Origin of the sequence: Streptomyces sp. cg36 (assembly GCF_041080675.1) — a bacterium.
In the GTDB taxonomy this organism is placed as follows: domain Bacteria; phylum Actinomycetota; class Actinomycetes; order Streptomycetales; family Streptomycetaceae; genus Streptomyces.
Genome location: NZ_CP163520.1, coordinates 5,740,579 through 5,759,464 on the forward strand (window position 1 = coordinate 5,740,579; position 18,886 = coordinate 5,759,464).

Annotated in this window: 15 protein-coding genes and 1 riboswitch; of the genes, 11 read left to right on the forward strand and 4 right to left on the reverse strand. The window is 73.0% G+C overall.

Going from position 1 to position 18,886, the window contains the following annotated elements; genetic code table 11:
• The first annotated feature begins 86 nt into the window (after positions 1-86).
• Together trpD and AB5J87_RS25410 are read left to right on the forward strand one after the other, a co-directional pair.
• Entirely contained in the window at positions 87-1,151 is a 1,065-nt protein-coding gene (gene trpD, locus AB5J87_RS25405) for an anthranilate phosphoribosyltransferase (protein WP_369379567.1), read from the forward strand.
• 139 nt (positions 1,152-1,290) lie between these two features.
• Positions 1,291-1,408, forward strand: a riboswitch (SAM riboswitch).
• 226 nt (positions 1,409-1,634) lie between these two features.
• Positions 1,635-3,068 carry an aminotransferase class V-fold PLP-dependent enzyme gene (locus tag AB5J87_RS25410; protein WP_369379568.1) on the forward strand — a complete coding sequence of 478 codons (1,434 nt, stop codon included), beginning with the start codon at positions 1,635-1,637 and terminating at the stop codon, positions 3,066-3,068.
• A 747-nt stretch (positions 3,069-3,815) separates the two neighbouring features.
• Here the strand turns inward: AB5J87_RS25410 and AB5J87_RS25415 are convergent.
• Together AB5J87_RS25415 and AB5J87_RS25420 are read right to left on the reverse strand one after the other, a co-directional pair.
• Positions 3,816-4,097: an Lrp/AsnC ligand binding domain-containing protein gene (locus tag AB5J87_RS25415; RefSeq protein ID WP_361377251.1), complete on the reverse strand. Its 282-nt coding sequence runs from the start codon at positions 4,095-4,097 to the stop codon at positions 3,816-3,818.
• Positions 4,094-4,831, reverse strand: a complete 738-nt coding sequence (locus AB5J87_RS25420; RefSeq protein ID WP_369379570.1) for a rhomboid family intramembrane serine protease — start codon at positions 4,829-4,831, stop codon at positions 4,094-4,096. Before AB5J87_RS25420 ends, AB5J87_RS25415 begins: the two co-directional genes overlap by 4 nt.
• Positions 4,832-4,997: 166 nt before the next feature.
• On the opposite strand from AB5J87_RS25420, the gene AB5J87_RS25425 reads away from it, so the two are divergent.
• The 5 genes from AB5J87_RS25425 to AB5J87_RS25445 all read left to right on the forward strand — a co-directional run bounded on the left by AB5J87_RS25425 (position 4,998) and on the right by AB5J87_RS25445 (position 10,459).
• Entirely contained in the window at positions 4,998-5,243 is a 246-nt protein-coding gene (locus AB5J87_RS25425; protein ID WP_369379571.1) for a hypothetical protein, read from the forward strand.
• A gap of 40 nt (positions 5,244-5,283) precedes the next feature.
• Positions 5,284-6,648: an NYN domain-containing protein gene (locus AB5J87_RS25430; RefSeq protein ID WP_369383666.1), complete on the forward strand. Its 1,365-nt coding sequence runs from the start codon at positions 5,284-5,286 to the stop codon at positions 6,646-6,648.
• Between the two features lie 257 nt (positions 6,649-6,905).
• On the forward strand, positions 6,906-7,931 hold the full coding sequence (locus AB5J87_RS25435) for an NlpC/P60 family protein (protein ID WP_369379572.1): 1,026 nt from the start codon (positions 6,906-6,908) through the stop codon (positions 7,929-7,931).
• A 262-nt stretch (positions 7,932-8,193) separates the two neighbouring features.
• Positions 8,194-9,210 carry an NlpC/P60 family protein gene (locus AB5J87_RS25440; RefSeq protein ID WP_369379574.1) on the forward strand — a complete coding sequence of 339 codons (1,017 nt, stop codon included), beginning with the start codon at positions 8,194-8,196 and terminating at the stop codon, positions 9,208-9,210.
• 16 nt (positions 9,211-9,226) lie between these two features.
• Positions 9,227-10,459 (forward strand): hypothetical protein, encoded by a 1,233-nt coding sequence (locus AB5J87_RS25445; RefSeq protein WP_369379576.1) that lies wholly within the window; start codon positions 9,227-9,229, stop codon positions 10,457-10,459.
• Positions 10,460-10,472: 13 nt separating this feature from the next.
• On the opposite strand, the gene AB5J87_RS25450 is transcribed toward AB5J87_RS25445, so the two are convergent.
• On the reverse strand, positions 10,473-11,663 hold the full coding sequence (locus AB5J87_RS25450; protein ID WP_369383667.1) for a glycosyltransferase 87 family protein: 1,191 nt from the start codon (positions 11,661-11,663) through the stop codon (positions 10,473-10,475).
• A 188-nt stretch (positions 11,664-11,851) separates the two neighbouring features.
• On the opposite strand from AB5J87_RS25450, the gene AB5J87_RS25455 reads away from it, so the two are divergent.
• Positions 11,852-12,994 carry a glycosyltransferase family 4 protein gene (locus tag AB5J87_RS25455; protein ID WP_369379578.1) on the forward strand — a complete coding sequence of 381 codons (1,143 nt, stop codon included), beginning with the start codon at positions 11,852-11,854 and terminating at the stop codon, positions 12,992-12,994.
• An 826-nt stretch (positions 12,995-13,820) separates the two neighbouring features.
• A complete protein-coding gene (locus AB5J87_RS25460; protein ID WP_369379580.1) occupies positions 13,821-15,440 on the forward strand; it encodes a GMC oxidoreductase in 1,620 nt (539 codons plus the stop codon).
• Between the two features lie 56 nt (positions 15,441-15,496).
• Here AB5J87_RS25460 and AB5J87_RS25465 read toward each other — a convergent pair whose 3' ends face one another.
• Positions 15,497-17,293: a long-chain fatty acid--CoA ligase gene (locus AB5J87_RS25465; RefSeq protein ID WP_369379581.1), complete on the reverse strand. Its 1,797-nt coding sequence runs from the start codon at positions 17,291-17,293 to the stop codon at positions 15,497-15,499.
• 272 nt (positions 17,294-17,565) lie between these two features.
• On the opposite strand from AB5J87_RS25465, the gene AB5J87_RS25470 reads away from it, so the two are divergent.
• A complete protein-coding gene (locus AB5J87_RS25470) occupies positions 17,566-18,327 on the forward strand; it encodes a metallophosphoesterase (RefSeq protein ID WP_369379583.1) in 762 nt (253 codons plus the stop codon).
• An 88-nt stretch (positions 18,328-18,415) separates the two neighbouring features.
• Positions 18,416-18,886: an SRPBCC family protein gene (locus AB5J87_RS25475; protein ID WP_369379584.1), complete on the forward strand. Its 471-nt coding sequence runs from the start codon at positions 18,416-18,418 to the stop codon at positions 18,884-18,886.

Consider the following 18,886-nt stretch of genomic DNA (forward strand, 5'->3'; position numbering starts at 1 on the left):
CCGCGTGGACGGGGCCCTTCGCCGTCTCCGGGGCTGGATAGGGTGTTCCCGGAACCCTTATCCGTCGATGGACCCAGGAGCGGACCATGAACGTTGTGACCCCGGCAGGCGGCGACAGCGTGGCGGCCTACTCCTGGCCGGGCGTACTGGACGCTCTGCTCAGCGGCGCCGACCAGAGCGCCGACGCCACCGCCTGGGCGATGGACCGCATCATGCGCGGCGAGGCGACCGACGCGCAGATCGCCGCCTTCGTGGTGGCCCTGCGGGCCAAGGGCGAGACCGTCACCGAGATCAGCGGCATGGTCCGCGCGATGTACCGGCACGCCAACCTGATCGAGGTCCCCGGCCGGACCGTGGACATCGTCGGCACCGGCGGCGACGGCGCCAAGACCGTCAACATCTCCACCATGTCCTCCATCGTGGTGGCCGGCACCGGCGCCAAGGTCGTCAAGCACGGCAACCGGGCCGCCTCCTCGGCCAGCGGCGCCTCCGACGTCCTGGAGAAGCTCGGCGTCAACCTCGACCTCACGCCCCGCCGGGTGGTCGAGGTCGCCGACGAGGCGGGCATCACCTTCTGTTTCGCGGTGAAGTTCCACCCCGCCCTGCGGTACGTGGCCGCCGCGCGCCGCGAGCTCGGCATCCGCACGACCTTCAACTTCCTCGGCCCGCTGACCAATCCGGCCCGGGTCACCTCCCAGGCCACCGGTGTCGCGGACGCCCGGATCGCCCCGATCGTGGCGGGCGTGCTCGCCGAACGCGGCTCCAGCGCCCTGGTCTTCCGCGGCGACGACGGCCTCGACGAGCTCACCACCACCGCGACCTCCCGGGTGTGGGTGGTGCGGGACGGGGCCGTGCGCGAGGAGGCGTTCGACCCGCGGGACGTCGGCATCGACCTGGTGCCGGTGGAGGCGCTGCGCGGCGCCGACGCCTCGTACAACGCGGACGTGGCCCGGCGGCTGCTCGCCGGCGAGACGGGGCCGGTGCGGGACGCGGTGCTGCTGAACGCCGCGGCGGCCCTGGTGGCCCTGGAGCGGGGCGGGGGCACCCTGGTGGAGCAGATCTCCGCCCAGATCGCCAGAGCCGCCGAGGCGATCGACTCCGGGGCGGCCCGGCGGGCCCTGGAGCGGTGGGTGGCCGCCAGCAACGCGTAGGACCCGGCGGAACGGGCCGTCCGGGCCCGAGCGGGACCGGGAGAACGGGCCGTCCGGCCCCGAAGTGTGACGCAAGGCGCAGTCCGGCATCCGGACCGCGCCTTGCGCGTACGCGGACGTATGGCAGGATGCTTTCCAAGGTCATGAGTGACAGCGACTACGGCCCCGGCCCGCTGTCCGGCAACCCTCCGTCCGTGGCGGGGTGCCCCGGGTGAAGACCAGGCCGCAGACAACAAGGTCTGCGGCAAGCGCGGACCCCTGCGCACTCATCTTCGTGAGTGGCGCGTCCCTGGGGTCCTGGTCCTCAAGGGAGCAGTCTCGTGAGCAAGCGAATGCGATAGGGCCTTCGGCCCCTCTTTCTGTACACCTCCGCGGGTTCCTTCGTCCCGCGTCGAGGCCAACCCCCGTGCGCGCCACGTCCGTTCCGGTCGCCGTGCGGGGCCCTCACAGTCAATTCGCCTTGTCCTGCCGGGAGATACCGCCATGTCCGCACACCCGAACGCCTCCGTCGCCACCGCCTCCGCCGCTTCCGCCGTCCCCGCCCCCGCTGCTGCCCCCGCCGCCTCCGCCTGCGCCGAGGAGCCCTGCTGCGCCGCCCCGCTGCCGGTGCTCGGCCGGGACGTCACCGTGCCGCTGGTCACCGGCGGCGAGGTGACCTACGCGGCCCTCGACTACGCGGCGAGCGCCCCCGCCCTCCAGCGGGTCTGGGACGACGTGGCCGCGTACGCCCCGTACTACGGCAGCGTGCACCGGGGCGCGGGCTACCTCTCCCAGCTCTCCACCGACCTCTTCGAGAACAGCCGGGCCACGGTCGCCGAGTTCCTCGACTGCCGGCCCGGTGACGAGGTCGTCTTCACCCGCTCGACGACGGACTCCCTCAACCTGCTCGCCCAGGTGGTCCCGGCCGACTGCCAGGTCTTCGTCTTCGAGACCGAGCACCACGCCTCGCTGCTGCCGTGGCGCGACGCCCGGGTGACCTACCTCAACGCGCCGCGCACCCCGGGGGAGGCCGTGGCGACGCTGGAGCGCGCCCTCGCCGACCGCGAGCCGTACGGGCCCGCGCTCGTCTGCGTCACCGGCGCCTCCAACGTCACGGGTGAGCTCTGGCCCGTACGGGAGCTCACGGCGGCGGCCCACGCGCACGGCGCGCGCATCGTGCTCGACGCGGCGCAGCTGGCGCCCCACCACCCCGTCTCCGTACGGGAGTTGGACGTCGACTGGATCGCCTTCTCCGGGCACAAGCTGTACGCGCCGTTCGGCTCGGGCGTGCTCGCGGGGCGGGCGGACTGGCTGCGCGAGTCCGAGCCGTACCTGGCGGGCGGCGGCGCCTCCCGCAAGGTCGCGCGGCGCGCGGACGGCGGGGTGGACGTCGAGTGGCACACCACGGCCGCCCGCCACGAGGCCGGGTCCCCGAACGTGATCGGCGTGTACGCCATCGCGTCCGCCTGCAAGGCGCTCACCGAGGCGGGCTTCGAGGGCCTGGTCGAGCGCGAGCGGCACCTGATCGCCAAGGTGCGCGAGGGGCTGGCGGAGGTGCCGGAGGTCCGGGTGCTGTCCCTGTTCGGCGACGACGCGCCCCGGGTGGGCGTGATCTCGTTCGTGGTGGACGGGTGGAACAGCTCGCACTTCGCGGCGGCGCTGTCGGCGGAGTACGGGATCGGGGTGCGGGACGGTCTGTTCTGCGCGCACCCGCTGGTGCGGACGCTGCTCGGCGGGGCGCCGCAGGAGCAGGGGGAGTGCGGGGCGCCCGAGGGGGAGCAGGGGGAGCGGTCCCTGAACGCGATCCGGGTCAGCTTTGGGGCGGGGACGCCCGATGAGCACGTGGATCGGTTTGTGGGGGCGGTCCGGGAGTTGGTGCGGGGCGGTGCGAAGTGGTCCTACCGGACCGAGGGCGGCCGCTGCGTCCCCGCGGTGTGACTGTGGCCGGGCCCCAGTAGCCCCTTTCCGGGCGGCGGCCTCGGGCCCGGGGTTCGCCGACGGGCCGGGGGCGGGGTGCCCGCGCCGCTTTCGGGGCCGGGAGTTCGTCTGCGGGCCGGTGGTGGGTTGCCCGCGCCCCTTCTGGGCCGGTGTTTCGTCTGTGGCCCGGTGGTGGGTTGCTCGCGCAGTTCCCCGCGCCCCCTAAAACCCCGTTCGTCTGCGGACCGTGGTCGCTCTTCGCGCAGTTCCCCGCGCCCCCTATGGGCCCGGTCTTCGTCTGCGGGCCGGTGGTGGGCTGGTCGCGCGGTTCCTCGCGCCCCTGGGGACCCGCTGTCGTCTGCGGGCCGTGGTCGCTTCTCGCGCAGTTCCCCGCGCCCCTGGAAGCCTGGGGCTGGGCTGGGTTCTCCGGCTGCCCGATACCCCCAAGGGGCAGCGGGGCAGCCGAGATGGTCGGCTCAGCCACCGGTTTTCAAGGGGCGCGGGGAACTGCGCGACCAGCCACGCACGGCCCGCAGACGAAGGCGGGTTTGGGGGCGCGGGGAACTGCGCGAGGAGCGACCACCGGGCCGCGGACGAAGACCGGGCCCGATAGGGGCGCGGGGAACTGCGCGGCAAGCCCCCACCGGGCCGCAGGCACATGGACCACCTGGGGGCGCGGGGAACCGTGCGAGCAAGACCCGCCGGGCCGCAGGTGAACGGGCTACCCCACGGGTGCTGGGCGAGTAGTCGCGGGTGCGCCCCGCAGGGTTATGCGTCCAGGCCGATCGCGAACGCTGCCTCCAGGTCGTGCTGGGAGTACGTGCGGAACGCCACGTGCGTGTCCGTCGCCTCCACGCCCGGAATCTTGCTGATGCGCCCGGGGATGATGTCCGCCAGGTCGTCGTGGCGGGCCACCCGGACCAGGGCGATCAGATCGTAGGTGCCGGTCACCGAGTACACCTCGCTGACGTTCTCCAGCGAGGCGATCGACTCCGCGATCTCGGGGATCCGGTCCACGCTGGTCTTGATGAGCACGATCGCGGTGATCACGGCTGGTCTTCTCCCTCGGTGGCGGCCGACGCGGGGGGCTGCTTCGGTCGCTTCACTCTAGCCGCCCGGCCATAACGCCCCCACGCGTAGAGAAAGCCCAGGCCGAAGCCGACCAGATGGGCCAGGTACGCCACCCCGGGCCCGGCCGGGGCCGCCCGGATGGCCAGCCACTGGAGGGTGAACCAGAAGACCAGGACCAGCCAGGCGGGGAAGCGCAGCGGGAGGAAGAGGAGGAAGGGGAAGAGGCTGGTGACCCGGGCGCGGGGGAAGAGGTAGAGGAAGGCTCCGAGTACGCCCGAGATCGCGCCCGACGCCCCCACGAGCGTCTGGTCGGACGAGGCGTGCGCCGCCGCGTAGGCGAGGAGCGCCAGATAGCCGACGCCCACGTAGAACAGCGCGAAGCCGACCCGCCCCATGCGCTCTTCGGCCATCGCGCCGAAGACGTAGAGGAAGAGCATGTTGCCGAGCAGGTGCAGCCAGTTGCCGTGGACGAAGAGCGCGGTGAGGGGGGTCACCAGGGCTCCGGGGTCACCGGCCGTGAGTTCGTTCGGGACGACACCCCACCGGGCGAAATACGCGCTCTGCGCCGCGAGCAGCGCGTCCCCCGTCCCGTACGTCGGATTGAGGCCCGAGACGGGGCTGACGAGGAACACCCCGCAGCAGAGTGCCAGTACGGCATAGGTGACGGTCGGGCCGCGCACCACCGCCCCGCGCAGGGTGCTCCACTCGATCATGAACAGATCATGGCGTAACCGGAGCGAACGGTACAGACCGCCTCGCCGTGCCGGGGGGTGGCGGGTAGGCCGTAGGGTTACGGGCAGTACACCCGCAGTTCGACGGCGCACCGCGAGATCCTGGACCATCGACCCACATGGAACCGTGGAAAGAGGACGGCCCCACATGACCAGCGTTCCCCTGCCCACCGCCGAGACCCGGTGGCGCTGCACGCTCTGCGGCAATCTGACCCGTTTCGACGTCACCCGCTCCTCGAAGGTCGTGGAGTACGTCCATCTGGACCTCGCCGGAGAGCCCAAGGTCGAGGAGCGCGAGGTGGTCAGTGAGACCATCGAGTCGGTCCGCTGTCGCTGGTGCAACGCGGTGGACCAGATCGAACTCGTGGACAGGCCGGGCGCCGACTCCCAGTGAGCGCGTGCCGGTGAGTGACGGACGACAGTTGAGGTGACGGATCGTGGAGCATGCAAGCGGTGCCGAACCGGCCGGTGCGGCCGGTGACGGCCCCGCCGAGGTGCTCGACCGCCCGCTGCCCGAAGGGGTGCGGCGCCGGGTCGTCGCCCTGGTCTCGGACGCCTTCGGCGGGCTGACCGTCACCGAACTTCCGTCCCAGTTGCGGCAGTACGCCCGTTTCACCCCGACTCGCCGCGCCAAGTTCGCGGGCAACGCGATGGCCGCCGCCCTGGAGTCCGACCCGGTCTTCCGGCAGCGGATCGGGGAGCGGCTCAAGGAGGCGCAGCCGGAGCTGGCGGGCGCGCTGGAGTCGGGCGCGCCGCCCGCCGCCGCCGACCCGGTCGACGTGGCCGCCGCCGCGTACGTACTGCGGCCCACGGGCTGGGTGAAGCTGGTCGCCGCCGCCGGCGAGGAGGCCCAGCGGGCCGATGCCGAGCGGGCCGACGAGGAGGGCCGGCGCGAGCTGGAGCGGCTGCGCCAGGAGCTGGCCGAGGCGCACGAGCGCACCCGCGCCGAGCAGGAGGAGCTCCGCACCGATCTGGCCGCGGCCCGCAGGGAGGCGGAGTCGCTCCAGCGCAAGCTGCGCAGCGCCCTGAGCGATGTGAAGCGGGGCGAGGCCGCCCTGCGCAAGGTCGCCGGGGAGATCGACGGGATCAGAGCGGAGGCGGCGGCCCAGGTGGCCGCCGCCGAGAGCGAGACGCGGCGGCTCAAGACGCGGCTCGGTGAGGCCGAGGCGTCCGTCGAGGCGAGCCGCCGCGCCGTGCGCGAGGGCCGCTCGGTGGAGGACATGCGGCTGCGGCTGCTGCTCGACACGGTGCTGGACGCGGCGTCCGGACTCCGCCGCGAACTGGCCCTGCCGCCCGCCTCGGTGCGGCCCGCCGACACCGTGGACGCGGTGGCGCCGGGGCAGATGACCCCGAAGGACATCGCGGCCCGGGCGCTGTCGGAGACCGATCCGGCGCTCCTGGACCAGCTCCTCGAACTGCCCCAGGTGCATCTGGTGGTGGACGGCTACAACGTCACCAAGACCGGCTATCCCACGATGCCGCTGGAGAAGCAGCGGCTGCGGCTGCTCGGCGGGCTCTCGGTGCTGGCCGCGCAGACCGGCGCCGAGGTCACCTGCGTCTTCGACGGCGCCGAGCTGGCCGCGCCGGTGCTGCTGGCGCCGCCCCGGGGCGTCCGGGTCCTCTTCTCCAAGGCGGGGGTGACCGCCGACGAGCTGATCCGCCAGCTGGTGCGGGCCGAGCCGTCGGGGCGGCCGGTGGTGGTCGTCTCGACCGACCGCGAGGTGGCGGACGGGGTGGCCAGGGCCGGGGCGCGGCCGGTGGCGTCCGTCATGCTCTTGAAGCGGCTTTCGCGCGTCTAGCAACTCCTGCGTTCAATGCCCGAATTGAGATGGTCGGTTCCCACCACTCCGTCAGGTGCCCATTACTACGCGTGGGATGACTGTAAAGAATCCTCCTCGCGACTGACTTTTTTCCTATCAGGATTTGAACTGATCACAAGAGGGTTACTAGGGTCGGGCTTCGAACCTTCACGCGGTAGATCACTCGTCCGGGGTGTCCGTGAGGGTCCCGCCGAGTCTGCGCTGTTCGGCGGCTGAGGAAGAAGGAGCTCGCCTTCGTGGCGTCCCACCGTCGACCCAAGCCCGCGAGCCGTACCCGCGTGACCGTGCTCACCGCTACCGCCGCCGCGGCCGTCGCCCTCACGTCCCAGGCCGCGCACGCGGACCCGAAGCCGTCGAAGAGCGAAGTCAAGTCCAAGGTCGACAAGCTCTACGAAGAGGCCGAGCAGGCGACCGAGAAGTACAACGGCGCCAAGGAGAAGCAGACCGAGCTGGAGAAGCAGGTCGGCCAGCTCCAGGACAAGGTGGCCCGCGGCCAGGACGAGCTGAACAAGCTCCGCGACGGCCTGGGTTCGATGGCGTCGGCGCAGTACCGCTCGGGCGGCATCGACCCCTCGGTCCAGCTCTTCCTCTCCGCGAACCCGGACGACTTCCTGGACAAGGCGTCCTCCCTGGACCAGCTGAGCGCCAAGCAGACCGAGGCGCTCCAGAAGATCCAGGAGAAGCAGCGCAGCCTGGCGCAGGAGCGCAAGGAGGCCCAGGACAAGCTGAAGGACCTCGCGGACACCCGCCAGGAGCTCGGCACCAAGAAGGCCGAGACCCAGTCCAAGCTGGCCGCCGCGCAGAAGCTCCTCAACTCCCTGACGGCCGCCGAGAAGGCGTCGCTCGCCGCCGACGACGCCCGCGCCAACCGCGCCAACGAGCGCGCCGACCTCGGCCACGAGGTGCCCGCATCGCAGCGCGGCGCCGCGGCCCTCTCCGCCGCCCAGACCCAGATAGGCAAGCCGTACGTGTACGGCGCCACCGGCACCGCCTCGTTCGACTGCTCCGGACTCACCTCCTGGGCCTACCGCCAGGCGGGCATCTCCATTCCGCGCACCTCGCAGGAGCAGGCCAACGCGGGCACCCGCATCGGCCGCAGCGAGCTCAAGCCGGGCGACCTGGTCCTGTTCTACGGCGACCTGCACCACGTCGGCCTCTACGCGGGCAACGGCCAGGTGCTGCACGCCCCCAAGCCGGGCGCCAACGTCCGCTACGAGGCCATGGGCAACATGCCGTTCCAGTTCGGCGTCCGCATCAGCTGACCCGAGGACCCGTCCCGCCAGTCGTATGACGAGCCGTCCGCCCGGGCACTCCGAACGGGCGAATTGCGGCGACGCGCGCTGACGCCACGCCCCGCCGGTGACCTGTGTTCTCCGGTGGGGCGTCACTTTGCGTAGGCGCCGGGGTCGTTGGCACCCCGTGGCCGCCCGGCTACTGTCCGGCGTGCGGTGCCCCCGTGACCTTCCAACTCGTCCGCCCACCCGGGCGGCAGGGGCCGCACCGGCGGAAGGAGTGCGGCTACCCGTGGCGTCCCATCGCCGTCCCACGCAGTCCGGGGTCTCCCAGAGCGCGCGGGTCACCGTCCTGTCCGCCGCGGCGGCCACCGCCGCCGCGGCCTTCGCGGCCCCGGCCGCCGCCGACCCGGGCCAACCCGGCAAGGCACGGGTCGACCGGCTCTTCGCCCAGGCCGAGGAGGCGACCGAGCAGTACAACCAGGCCGACGAACGCGCCGACCGGCTGCGCCGCGAGATCAGCCAGGCGCAGGACAGCGTGGCCCGCGGCCAGGAGCGGATCAACCGCATGCGCGGCGCGCTCGGCGCCATCGCGGGCGCCCAGTACCGCTCGGGCGGCCTGGACCCCTCGCTGGCGCTGCTGCTCTCCGAGGACCCGGACAGCTATCTCGACAAGGCCGCCGCCCTCGACCGGCTCGGCGAGCGCCAGAGCGCCGAGCTGCGCGAACTCCACCAGGAACAGCGCCGGATCGGCCAGCAGCGCACCGAGGCCACCCGCAAGCTCGCCGAGCTGGAGCGCAGCCGGGCCGAGGTCGCCCGGCACAAGCGCACCGTCGAGTCCAAGCTCGCCGAGGCCCGCCGGGTGCTCAACGCGCTGCCCGAGGTCGAGCGCGCCGCCTTCGACCGGGCCTCGCGCTCCGGCCGCGGCGCGCTGCCGGACCTGTCCGGGGCGGTGCCCGCCTCCGGGCGCGCGGCGGCGGCGGTGGCGGCGGCCCGCCAGGCGGTGGGCAAGCCGTACGTGTGGGGCGCCAACGGGCCCTCCGGCTTCGACTGCTCGGGCCTGATGCAGTGGTCCTACGCGCACGCGGGCGTCGGCCTGCCGCGCACCTCGCAGGCGCAGCGGTTCGCCGGACGCCGGGTGCCGCTCTCCGAGGCGCGCCCCGGCGATCTGGTCGCCTACCGCGCCGACGCCAGCCACATCGCGATGTACGTGGGCAACGGGCAGGTCATCCACGCCCCCTACCCGGGCGCGCCGGTGCGCTACGACCCGGTGGGCATGATGCCCGTCTCCTCGGTCACCCGCGTGTGACCGTACGATCGGGAGGATGGCACAGCGGCGGCATACCGGCGGGTGGCGGCGGCGCACGGCGGGATGCGCCCTCGCCGCGCTGCTGTCCGCCGCCGCCTGCTCGGGCCCGCCCGCCGCGCCGGACGACGCCACCTCCCGGCAGGTGCGGCAGACCCTGGACGCGCGGGCCGCGGCGGTGCTGCGCCACGACGAGCGCGGCTACCTCGACGCGGTCGACCCGGCCGCCGGGACCCTGCGGGACGCCCAGCGCGCCGAGTTCGGCAATCTGCGCCAGGTGCCGCTGAGCGCCTGGGCGTACCGGGTGACCCGGCTCGACCACCAGGGCGGGCGGGCCACCGCCGAGGTGGAGCTGCGCTACCGGATCGCGGGCTACGACAGCGCCCCCGTCACCGCCGCCCGGACCGTCGATCTCACCGAGCGCGCCGGGCACTGGTACGTGAGCGCCGACCGGCCCGGCGACGGCGCGGCCCAGCTGCTGTGGCAGCAGGGCCCGGTGACCGCGGTGCGCGGGACGCACAGCCTGGTGCTCGGCGTGGGCCAGGACCGCGCCGAGCTCCAGCGGATCTCCGCCACCGCCGACCGGGCCGTGCCCGCCGTCTCGGCCGCCTGGCCGGGGCGCTGGGCGGGGCGGGTGGTGGTGCTCGTGCCCGGTTCGCTGGACGCCATGGCGGCGCTGCTGGCGGCGCCGTCCGGCTCGTACCGGGGGATCGCGGCGGTGACCACCGGCGAGGCGGGCGGCAGCGGCGCGGCCCCGGCGGACCGGGTCATCGTCAACCCCGACGCGTACGGAGTCCTGGGCGACCTGGGGCAGCGCGTCGTCCTCACCCACGAGACCACCCATGTCGCCACCCGCGCCCAGACCTCGCCCGCGACCCCGATGTGGCTCTCCGAGGGGTACGCGGACTGGGTCGGCTACCGGGGCACCGGGCGCACCCCCGCCGAGGCCGCCCCCGAGCTCCAGCAGGCGGTGCGCGGCGGCGAGGCGCCCGCCGACCTGCCCGCCGACGCGGACTTCGGCTTCGACGGCAGCGCCGACCGCCTGGCCCGGGCGTACGAGGGCGGCTGGCTGGCCTGCCGGATGATCGCCCAGCGCTGGGGCGAGCGCGCGCTCGCCGCCTTCTACACGAAGGTGGGCGCGGGCGGGCACCGGGAGGGAGCGGTGGAGAAGGCCATGAACGACGAACTCTCCACCACGCCGCAGGAGTTCACCGCCCTGTGGCGCTCCTACGTACGGGACCAGCTGGGCTGAGCGGGGCCGGGCGTCAGCGGGTGAGCGTGGAGAACACCCGGGTGCGCACCGGCTGGAGGGGCAGGGCGGGGCCGGGCACGGTGGAGCGCCACAGCGCGCGGCAGGCGCTCACCGACGCCACCGCCAGCAGCCCGTTGCGTACGAGCAGCAGCAGCACCCCGAGCCAGTCGCTCGCCACCACGTGCGAGAACAGCAGCGGGAATTCGAGCAGGGTGGCCCCGGCGGCGGCCAGCACCAGCCGGACGGGCCGGACCAGCGCGGTGTCCCGGTGCAGCAGGCACACCGCCGCCAGACCGATCAGCCAGATCAGGTACTGCGGGCTGATCACCCGGCTGGTGGCGGTGAAGAGCAGGACGGCGGTGAACGCGGCGTCCGCGAGGGTGGCCGGGCCGGTGCGCACGGCGCGCACCCGCCACACCAGCAGCCAGCCGAACGCCGCCAGGGTGAGCCCCATCGCCGCGGCCGACACCAGCGGCACGTACGGCCCGAGGAACTCCACCGACCCGTAGTTCAGCTGCACCCGCCCCGGCCAGCCCAGCTGGCGGGCCAGATGGAAGACGAGCGCGCCCATCGACTCGACCTCGGTGCCCCGGTCGCGCTGGAAGGCGAGGAAGGCGAACGCGCCGGGCGCCACCGCGTGGCACAGCAGCAGGAACGCGCCGGCCGTCACGGCCGCCGCCGCCCACGCCCGGCGGGGCGCCCGGGCGAGCAGCAGCACCGGCCAGACCTTGAGCAGCGCGCCGAACGCGGCGAGCGCGCCCAGCGCCCGGGGGCGGCGCACCCCGGCCAGCAGCGCGGCCACCGCGACGGCCGTCACCATCAGGTCGTAGCGCGCGTACGCGGTGGGGCCGAGCAGCGGTACGCCCCACACCCAGGCCCAGGCCCCCGCGCGCGAGCGGCCGGGCCGCTCGGCCGCGTACCGCAGCAGGAGGAGGACCGCGGCGTCGGCGAGCAGGGCGAGGACGAAGAAGGCCGAGGCGTAGTCGAGGAAGGGCAGGGCCGCGGGGGACAGGACCGCCAGCGCCGCGGCGGGCGGGTACTGCCAGGTCACGTCGTCCAGCGGGTAGGTGCCGGTCTTCAGCACCTCGTACCAGCCCTGGTAGATGACCGACACGTCGCTGGTGACGTCCGGGCCGGGCAGGACCAGCACCCGGAAGACGCAGAGCAGCAGCAGCGAGCGGGTCACGGCGAACACCGCGGCCATCGCGCGCGTGCTCCCGGCCGGTCCGGAGCCGTCCAGGGGGCCGGGGTCCCTCACCAGTCCTGTGCCGTTTCCCACCGACATGCACACCTCGTCCGTATATCCGGTACTTTCCGACTTCGCGCAGTCATGATGCCGGGCGGGGCCGGGCGCGAGCGATGAGGCGGGGCCGTTCGGTACTGTCGGCGGCGATGCACAAGACCCTGATCGTGACCAATGACTTCCCGCCGCGCCCCGGTGGCATCCAGGCGTTCCTGCACAACATGGCGCTGCGGCTGGACCCCGAGCGGATCGTCGTCTACGCGTCCACCTGGAAGCGGAGCAAGGAGGGCGTCGAGGCGACCGCCGCGTTCGACGCCGAACAGCCCTTCACCGTGGTCCGCGACCGCACCACCATGCTGCTGCCCACGCCCCGGGTGACCCGGCGCGCGGCCGGGCTGCTCAAGGAGCACGGCTGCTCCTCGGTGTGGTTCGGGGCGGCGGCGCCGCTCGGCCTGATGGCGCCCGCGCTGCGCCGGGCGGGCGCCGAGCGCCTGGTGGCCACCACCCACGGGCACGAGGCCGGCTGGGCCCAGCTGCCCGCCGCCCGGCAGCTGCTGCGGCGGATCGGCGAGGGCACCGACACGGTCACCTACCTCGGTGAGTACACCCGGTCCCGGATCGCCGGGGCGCTCACCGGGCGCGCCGCCGACCGGATGGTGCAACTGCCGCCCGGCGTCGACGAGAAGACCTTCCACCCGGGCTCCGGCGGCGACGCCGTGCGCGAACGGCTCGGGCTCGCCGACCGGCCGGTGGTGGTGTGCGTCTCGCGGCTGGTGCCGCGCAAGGGGCAGGACACGCTGATCCTCGCGATGCCCGCGATCCTGGCACGGGTGCCGGACGCGGTGCTGCTGATCGTGGGGGGCGGGCCGTACGAGAAGGAGCTGCGCGGGCTGGCGCGGGAGACCGGGGTCGCGGACTCGGTCCGCTTCACCGGGCCCGTCCCCTGGGCCGAACTGCCCGCGCACTACGGTGCGGGCGACGTCTTCGCGATGCCGTGCCGCACCCGGCGGGGCGGGCTCGACGTGGAGGGCCTGGGCATCGTCTACCTGGAGGCGTCGGCGACCGGGCTGCCGGTGGTCGCGGGCGACTCCGGCGGCGCGCCCGACGCGGTCCTCGACGGCGAGACCGGCTGGGTGGTGCGCGGAGGAGTGCCGGAGGAGTCGGCCGACCGGATCGTGACGCTGCTCCAGGATCCGGAGCTGCGGCGCCGTATGGGGGAGCGGGGGAGGGTCTGGGTGGAGGAGAAGTGGCGCTGGGACCTCTTGGCGGAGAAGCTGCGCCTACTGCTCTGAGGACCCCTGATTGCGCCGGTCCTTCGCCTGCGGGCCGGTGGGACTTGCTCGCGCAGTTCCCCGCGCCCCTATCGGGCCCGGTCTTCGTCCGCGCCCCGGCGGTCGCTCCTCGCGCAGTTCCCCGCGCCCCTTGGGGGTACGGCCGGTTCTGGCACGGCGGGGCGCGGGCATGGGTTCGACTTCGCCTGCGGGCCGGTGGGACTTGCTCGCGCAGTTCCCCGCGCCCCTATCGGGCCCGGTCTTCGTCCGCGGGCCGGTGGTCGCTCCTCGCGCAGTTCCCCGCGCCCCCAAACCCGCCTTCGTCTGCGGGCCGTGCGTGGCTGGTCGCGCAGTTCCCCGCGCCCCTTGAAAACCGGTGGCTGAGCCCGCCCTTTCGGCTGCCCCGCCGCCCCTTGGGGGTACCCGGCAGCCGGAGAACCCAGCCCAGCCCCAGGCTTCCAGGGGCGCGGGGAACTGCGCGAGCAACCCACCACCGGGCCGCAGGCGAAAGACCGGCCCAGAAGGGGCGCGGGGAACTGCGCGACCAGCCCACCACCGGCCCGCAGACGAAGACCGGGCCCATAGGGGGCGCGGGGAACTGCGCGAAGAGCGACCACGGTCCGCAGACGAACGGGGCTTTAGGGGGCGCGGGGAACTGCGCGAGCAACCCACCACCGGGCCACAGACGAAACACCGGCCCAGAAGGGGCGCGGGGAACTGCGCGACCAGCCCACCACCGGCCCGCGGACGAAGACCCCGCCCACCACACTCCCACCCCTGACGGTCACTCAGATTTGAGACAACGTGCCCCCTGGGCGGAAGGCCAAATTCCGCCCATGCTGCGCGCATGACACCAAAACTGACGCGCCGTCACCTCCTGGGCCTCGGCGCCCTCCAGACGGCCGCACTCCTGGGCCTCCCCAGAATCACCCTCACCCCCGCCCGCGCCGCGCAGGCGCAGGACGCCGCCTACACCCCCGCCCTGGTCATCGGCTCCGGCTACGGCGCCGCCGTGGCCGCGCTCCGGCTCGGCCGGGCCGGGGTCCCGACCCTCGTCCTGGAGATGGGGCGGCTCTGGGACGCCCCCGCCCAGGACGGCAAGGTCTTCTGCTCGACCTCCGCACCGGACCAGCGCTCCATGTGGTTCCGCACCCGCACCGAGGCCCCGCTCGCCACCTTCCTCTGGCTCGATGTAGTCAACCGGGACATCAGCCCGTACCCCGGGGTCCTGGACCGGGTCGACCACGGCGACATGTCGGTCTACGTGGGCCGCGGCGTCGGCGGCGGCTCACTGGTCAACGGCGGCATGGCCGTCACCCCCCGCCGCGACTACTTCGCGGAGGTCCTGCCCCAGGTGGACGCCGCCGAGATGTACGCCACGTACTTCCCGCGCGCCAACGCCATGCTCGGCGTCAACTCCGTGGACCCGGCCTGGTTCGAGTCCACCGAGTGGTACAAGTTCGCCCGCACCTCCCGCAAGGCCGCCCAGAACACCGGTCTGAAGACGGTCTTCGTGCCCAACGTCTACGACTTCGGCTACATGCAGCGCGAAGCCGCGGGCACCGCCGCCAGGTCCGCGCTCGCGGGCGAGGTCATCTACGGCAACAACTACGGCAAGAAGTCCGTGGACAAGACCTACCTCGCCGCGGCTCTCGGCACCGGCAACGTCACCATCGACACCCTCCACCACGTCCGCGCGATCCACCGCCAGGGCGACGGCACGTACGTGGTCACCGCCGACCGCACCGACCTGACCGGCAAGGTCGTGGAGACCCGCGAGATCGGCTGCGGCAGGCTCTTCCTCGGCGCGGGCAGCCTCGGCACCACCGAACTGCTGGTGCGGGCCCGCGAGACGGGCGCCCTGCCCGCCCTGGACCCGGCCGTCGGCACCGGCTGGGGGCCCAACGGCAACATCATGACGGCCCGCGCCAACCACGTCTGGGACACGGTCGGCGCCAACGAGGCCACCATGCCCGCCCTCGGCATCGACGACTGGGACAACCCCGCCAACCCCGTCTTCGCCGAGATCGCCCCGCTGCCGATGGGCTTCGAGCACTGGGTGAGCCTGTACCTGGCGATCACCAAGAACCCGCAGCGCGGCACCTTCTCGTACGACCGGGCGACCGACTCGGTGAAGCTCGACTGGACGCGGGCGCAGAACCAGCCCGCCGTGGACGCGACCCGCAGGCTCTTCGACCGGATCAACTTCAAGAACGCGACGATCTACCGGTACGACCTGTTCGGCAACAACACGCCGTTCGCGGACGACTTCTGCTACCACCCGCTCGGCGGCTGTCCGCTGGGGCGGGCGACCGACGCGTACGGCAGGGTCAAGGGGTATCCGGGGCTCTACGTCACCGACGGGTCGCTGGTGCCGGGCTCCATCGGGGTCAACCCGTTCGTCACCATCACCGCGCTCGCCGAGCGCAACCTGGAGCGGGTCCTGGCCGAGGACTTCCCCGGCTAGGACCCGCTGCCCGCTGTCGGCACACCGTCAGTCGGCACGCCCGCTGTCGGACGCCCTCAGTGGGTGTAGATCGCCTCGATCTCGTCGGCGAAGTCCTTCGCCACGACGTTGCGCTTGAGCTTGAGCGACGGGGTGATGTGCCCCGCCTCCTCCGTGAACTGGGAGGTGAGAACGCGGAATTTCCGCACCGATTCCGCCTTGGAGACCGCCGCGTTGCCGTCGTCCACCGCCCGCTGCACCTCCGCCAGCAGCTCCGCGTCCTCGCGCAGCGAGGCCGCCGTCGAGCCGGCCGGCTTGCCGTGGTCCGCGGCCCAGTGGGCCAGGAACTCCTCGTCGAGCGTGACCAGCGCGCCCACGAACGGGCGCCCGTCGCCGACCACCATGCACTCCGCGACCAGCGCGTGCGCCCGGATGCGGTCCTCGATCACCGCCGGGGCGACGTTCTTGCCGCCCGCCGTCACGATGATCTCCTTCTTGCGGCCGGTGATGGCGAGGTAGCCGTCCTCGTCCAGGGTGCCGATGTCGCCGGTGTGGAACCAGCCGTCGGCCAGCGCCTCGGCGGTCGCCGCGTCGTTGTTCCAGTACCCGTTGAACAGGTGCTCGCCGTGGAGCAGCACCTCGCCGTCGTCCGCGATCCGCACCACGGAGCCCGGCAGCGGCTGGCCGACCGTGCCGATCTTCTGCCGGTCCCACGGGTTGAACGCGGTCGCGGCGCAGGACTCCGTGAGGCCGTACCCCTCCAGGACCGTGAAGCCGATGCCCCGGTAGAAGTGGCCGAGCCGCTCGCCCAGCGGGGCGCCGCCGGAGATGGCGTACTCGCCCTTGCCGCCGAGCACCGCGCGCAGCTTGCTGAAGACCAGCCTGTCGAAGACCTTGTGCTTGATCCGCAGGCCGATCGAGGGGCCCTGGGGGGTGCCGAGCGCGCGGCTGTAGGCGATCGCGGTGTGGGCGGCCTTGTCGAAGATCGCGCCCTTGCCGTCGGCCTGCGCCTTGGCCCGGGCCGCGTTGTAGACCTTCTCGAAGACCCGCGGCACGCCGAGGATCAGCGTCGGGCGGAACGCGGCCAGCTCGTCGGTGAGGTTCTTGATGTCCGGTACGCAGCCGAGCTTGATCGGCGCCATCACGGACGCCACCTCGACCAGCCGTCCGAAGACGTGGGCGGCGGGCAGGAAGAGCAGGACCGAGCACTCGCCGGTGCGGAAGAGCGGCTTGAGGCGCTCCACCACGTTGCCGCACTCCGCGAAGAAGGCGCGGTGGGTCAGCACACAGCCCTTGGGGCGGCCGGTGGTGCCGGAGGTGTAGACGATGGTCGCCGGGTCGTCCGCGTGCGCCGAGGACATCCGCTGGTCGAGCAGCTCGTCCGAGATGTCCGAGCCGGACGCGGTCAGCTGGGCCACCGCGTCCGCCTCCAGCTGCCAGACGCCCTTGAGGGCGGGCAGCGCGGCCTGGACGGAGGCGACGGACTCCTGGTGGGCCCCGGACTCCACGACGCACAGGGTGGCGCCGGAGTCGCCGAGGATCCACTGGATCTGCTCGGGCGAGCTGGTCTCGTACACGGGGACGGTGACGCCGCCCGCGCTCCAGATGGCGAAGTCCAGCAGCACCCACTCGTAGCGGGTGCGGGAGAGCAGGGCCACCCGGTCGCCCGGCTCCACGCCGGCGGCGATCAGGCCCTTGGCCACCCCGCGGACCTCGGCGAGGAACTGGGTGGCGGTGACATCGGTCCAGCGTCCCGCGATCTTGCGGCCCATGACCGCGACATCGGGGTGCTGAGCGGCATTGCGGCGGATCAGATCCGTCAGGTTGCCGTCCGTGGGGACCTCGTACAGGGCCGGAAGGCTGAACTCGCGCAAGACTGCTGCTCCTCATCGGGCGCCGGTGCCACGGCTCTGTGACGCACCGGCTGCGGTCCAAGATCGGGCAGGTGCCCGGAGCAACTTGTTGGGGATCTGCTCCGAGCACGACTGGACTGCCCGGACGTTACCCACCGGTAGTGGGTTCCCGATAGGGGGTCCTGGTCAGATGTTCGCTGCGTCACACGGTTTTCGCGCCGCATCGCGCACAGTAGTCCACTCCTTTCACGACTCGGAAGTAACCGCAGGTCCAGCCGCCTAGGGTGGTCGGCATGCGAGTACATGTGGTCAGCGATGTGCACGGGAACACCGAGGGTCTGGCAAAGGCGGGCGACGGCGCGGACGCCCTCGTCTGCCTGGGTGACCTCGTTCTTTTCCTCGACTACGCCGATCACTCGCGCGGCATCTTCCCCGACCTCTTCGGCGTCGAGAACGCCGACCGGCTCGTGGCGCTGCGCACCGCGCGCCGCTTCGACGAGGCCCGCGAGCTGGGCCGATCCCTGTGGGCCGGACTTGACCGGGACGCGGCGATCGAGTCGGCGGTGCGCCGCCAGTACGCCGAGATGTTCGCGGCCATGCCCACCCCTACGTACGCGACCTACGGCAATGTCGACATACCGGCCCTCTGGCCGCAGTACGCGGGACCCGGCACCACCGTCCTGGACGGCGAGCGGATCGAGATCGGCGGGCGGGTCTTCGGCTTCGTGGGCGGCGGGCTGCGCACCCCGATGCGCACCCCCTTCGAGATCTCCGACGAGGAGTACGCGGCCAAGGTTGAGGCGCTCGGCGAGGTCGACGTGCTCTGCTCGCACATCCCGCCGGAGATCCCCGAGCTGGTCTACGACACCGTCGCCCGCCGCTTCGAACGCGGCTCGCGCGCCCTGCTCGAAGCCATCCGCCGGACCAAGCCGCGGTACTCCCTGTTCGGCCACGTCCACCAGCCGCTGGCCCGCCGGGTACGGGTGGGGCGCACCGAGTGCGTCAACGTCGGCCACTTCGCCGCCACCTCCGCGCCCTTCGCCCTCCAGTGGTGACCCGGCCTCCGGCGTGGGCCCCCGGCCGCACGCGATAGCCTGCACTTCTGTCACCCCACCCGGCCCGCGCACTGGAGGAGCCACGACGATGGCGGAACACACCAGCTCGTCTATCACCATCGAGGCGGCCCCGGCCGAGGTGATGGGGGTGATCGCCGACTTCGACCGCTACCCGGAGTGGACCGGCGAGGTGAAGCAGGCCGAGGTGCTGACCACCGACGACCGGGGCCGGGCCGCACAGGTCAGGCTGGTCCTCGACGCGGGCGCCATCAAGGACGACCACACCCTCGCCTACACCTGGGACGGCCCGGACAAGGTCAGCTGGAGCCTGGTCAAGTCCCAGATGCTGCGCGCCCTGGACGGCTCCTACACCCTGGCGGCGGCCCCCGGCGGCCACACCCAGGTCACCTACCAGCTGACCGTGGACGTCAAGATCCCCATGCTCGGCATGATCAAGCGCAAGGCCGAGAAGGTCATCATCGACCGCGCGCTCGACGGGCTGAAGAAGCGCGTGGAGAGCGGCGCGGCCGGAACCGCCGGCGGGGCCGAGAAGGTCTGA

Excerpts from the sequence above, each read along its gene's own strand:
- trpD (WP_369379567.1), top strand. The coding sequence starts at position 87 with ATGAACGTTGTGACCCCGGCAGGCGGCGACAGCGTGGCGGCCTACTCC.
- AB5J87_RS25410 (WP_369379568.1), top strand. The coding sequence starts at position 1,635 with ATGTCCGCACACCCGAACGCCTCCGTCGCCACCGCCTCCGCCGCTTCC.
- AB5J87_RS25420 (WP_369379570.1), bottom strand. The coding sequence starts at position 4,831 with ATGATCGAGTGGAGCACCCTGCGCGGGGCGGTGGTGCGCGGCCCGACC.
- AB5J87_RS25425 (WP_369379571.1), top strand. The coding sequence starts at position 4,998 with ATGACCAGCGTTCCCCTGCCCACCGCCGAGACCCGGTGGCGCTGCACG.
- AB5J87_RS25445 (WP_369379576.1), top strand. The coding sequence starts at position 9,227 with ATGGCACAGCGGCGGCATACCGGCGGGTGGCGGCGGCGCACGGCGGGA.
- AB5J87_RS25450 (WP_369383667.1), bottom strand. The coding sequence starts at position 11,663 with ATGGCCGCGGTGTTCGCCGTGACCCGCTCGCTGCTGCTGCTCTGCGTC.
- AB5J87_RS25455 (WP_369379578.1), top strand. The coding sequence starts at position 11,852 with ATGCACAAGACCCTGATCGTGACCAATGACTTCCCGCCGCGCCCCGGT.
- AB5J87_RS25460 (WP_369379580.1), top strand. The coding sequence starts at position 13,821 with ATGACACCAAAACTGACGCGCCGTCACCTCCTGGGCCTCGGCGCCCTC.
- AB5J87_RS25470 (WP_369379583.1), top strand. The coding sequence starts at position 17,566 with ATGCGAGTACATGTGGTCAGCGATGTGCACGGGAACACCGAGGGTCTG.
- AB5J87_RS25475 (WP_369379584.1), top strand. The coding sequence starts at position 18,416 with ATGGCGGAACACACCAGCTCGTCTATCACCATCGAGGCGGCCCCGGCC.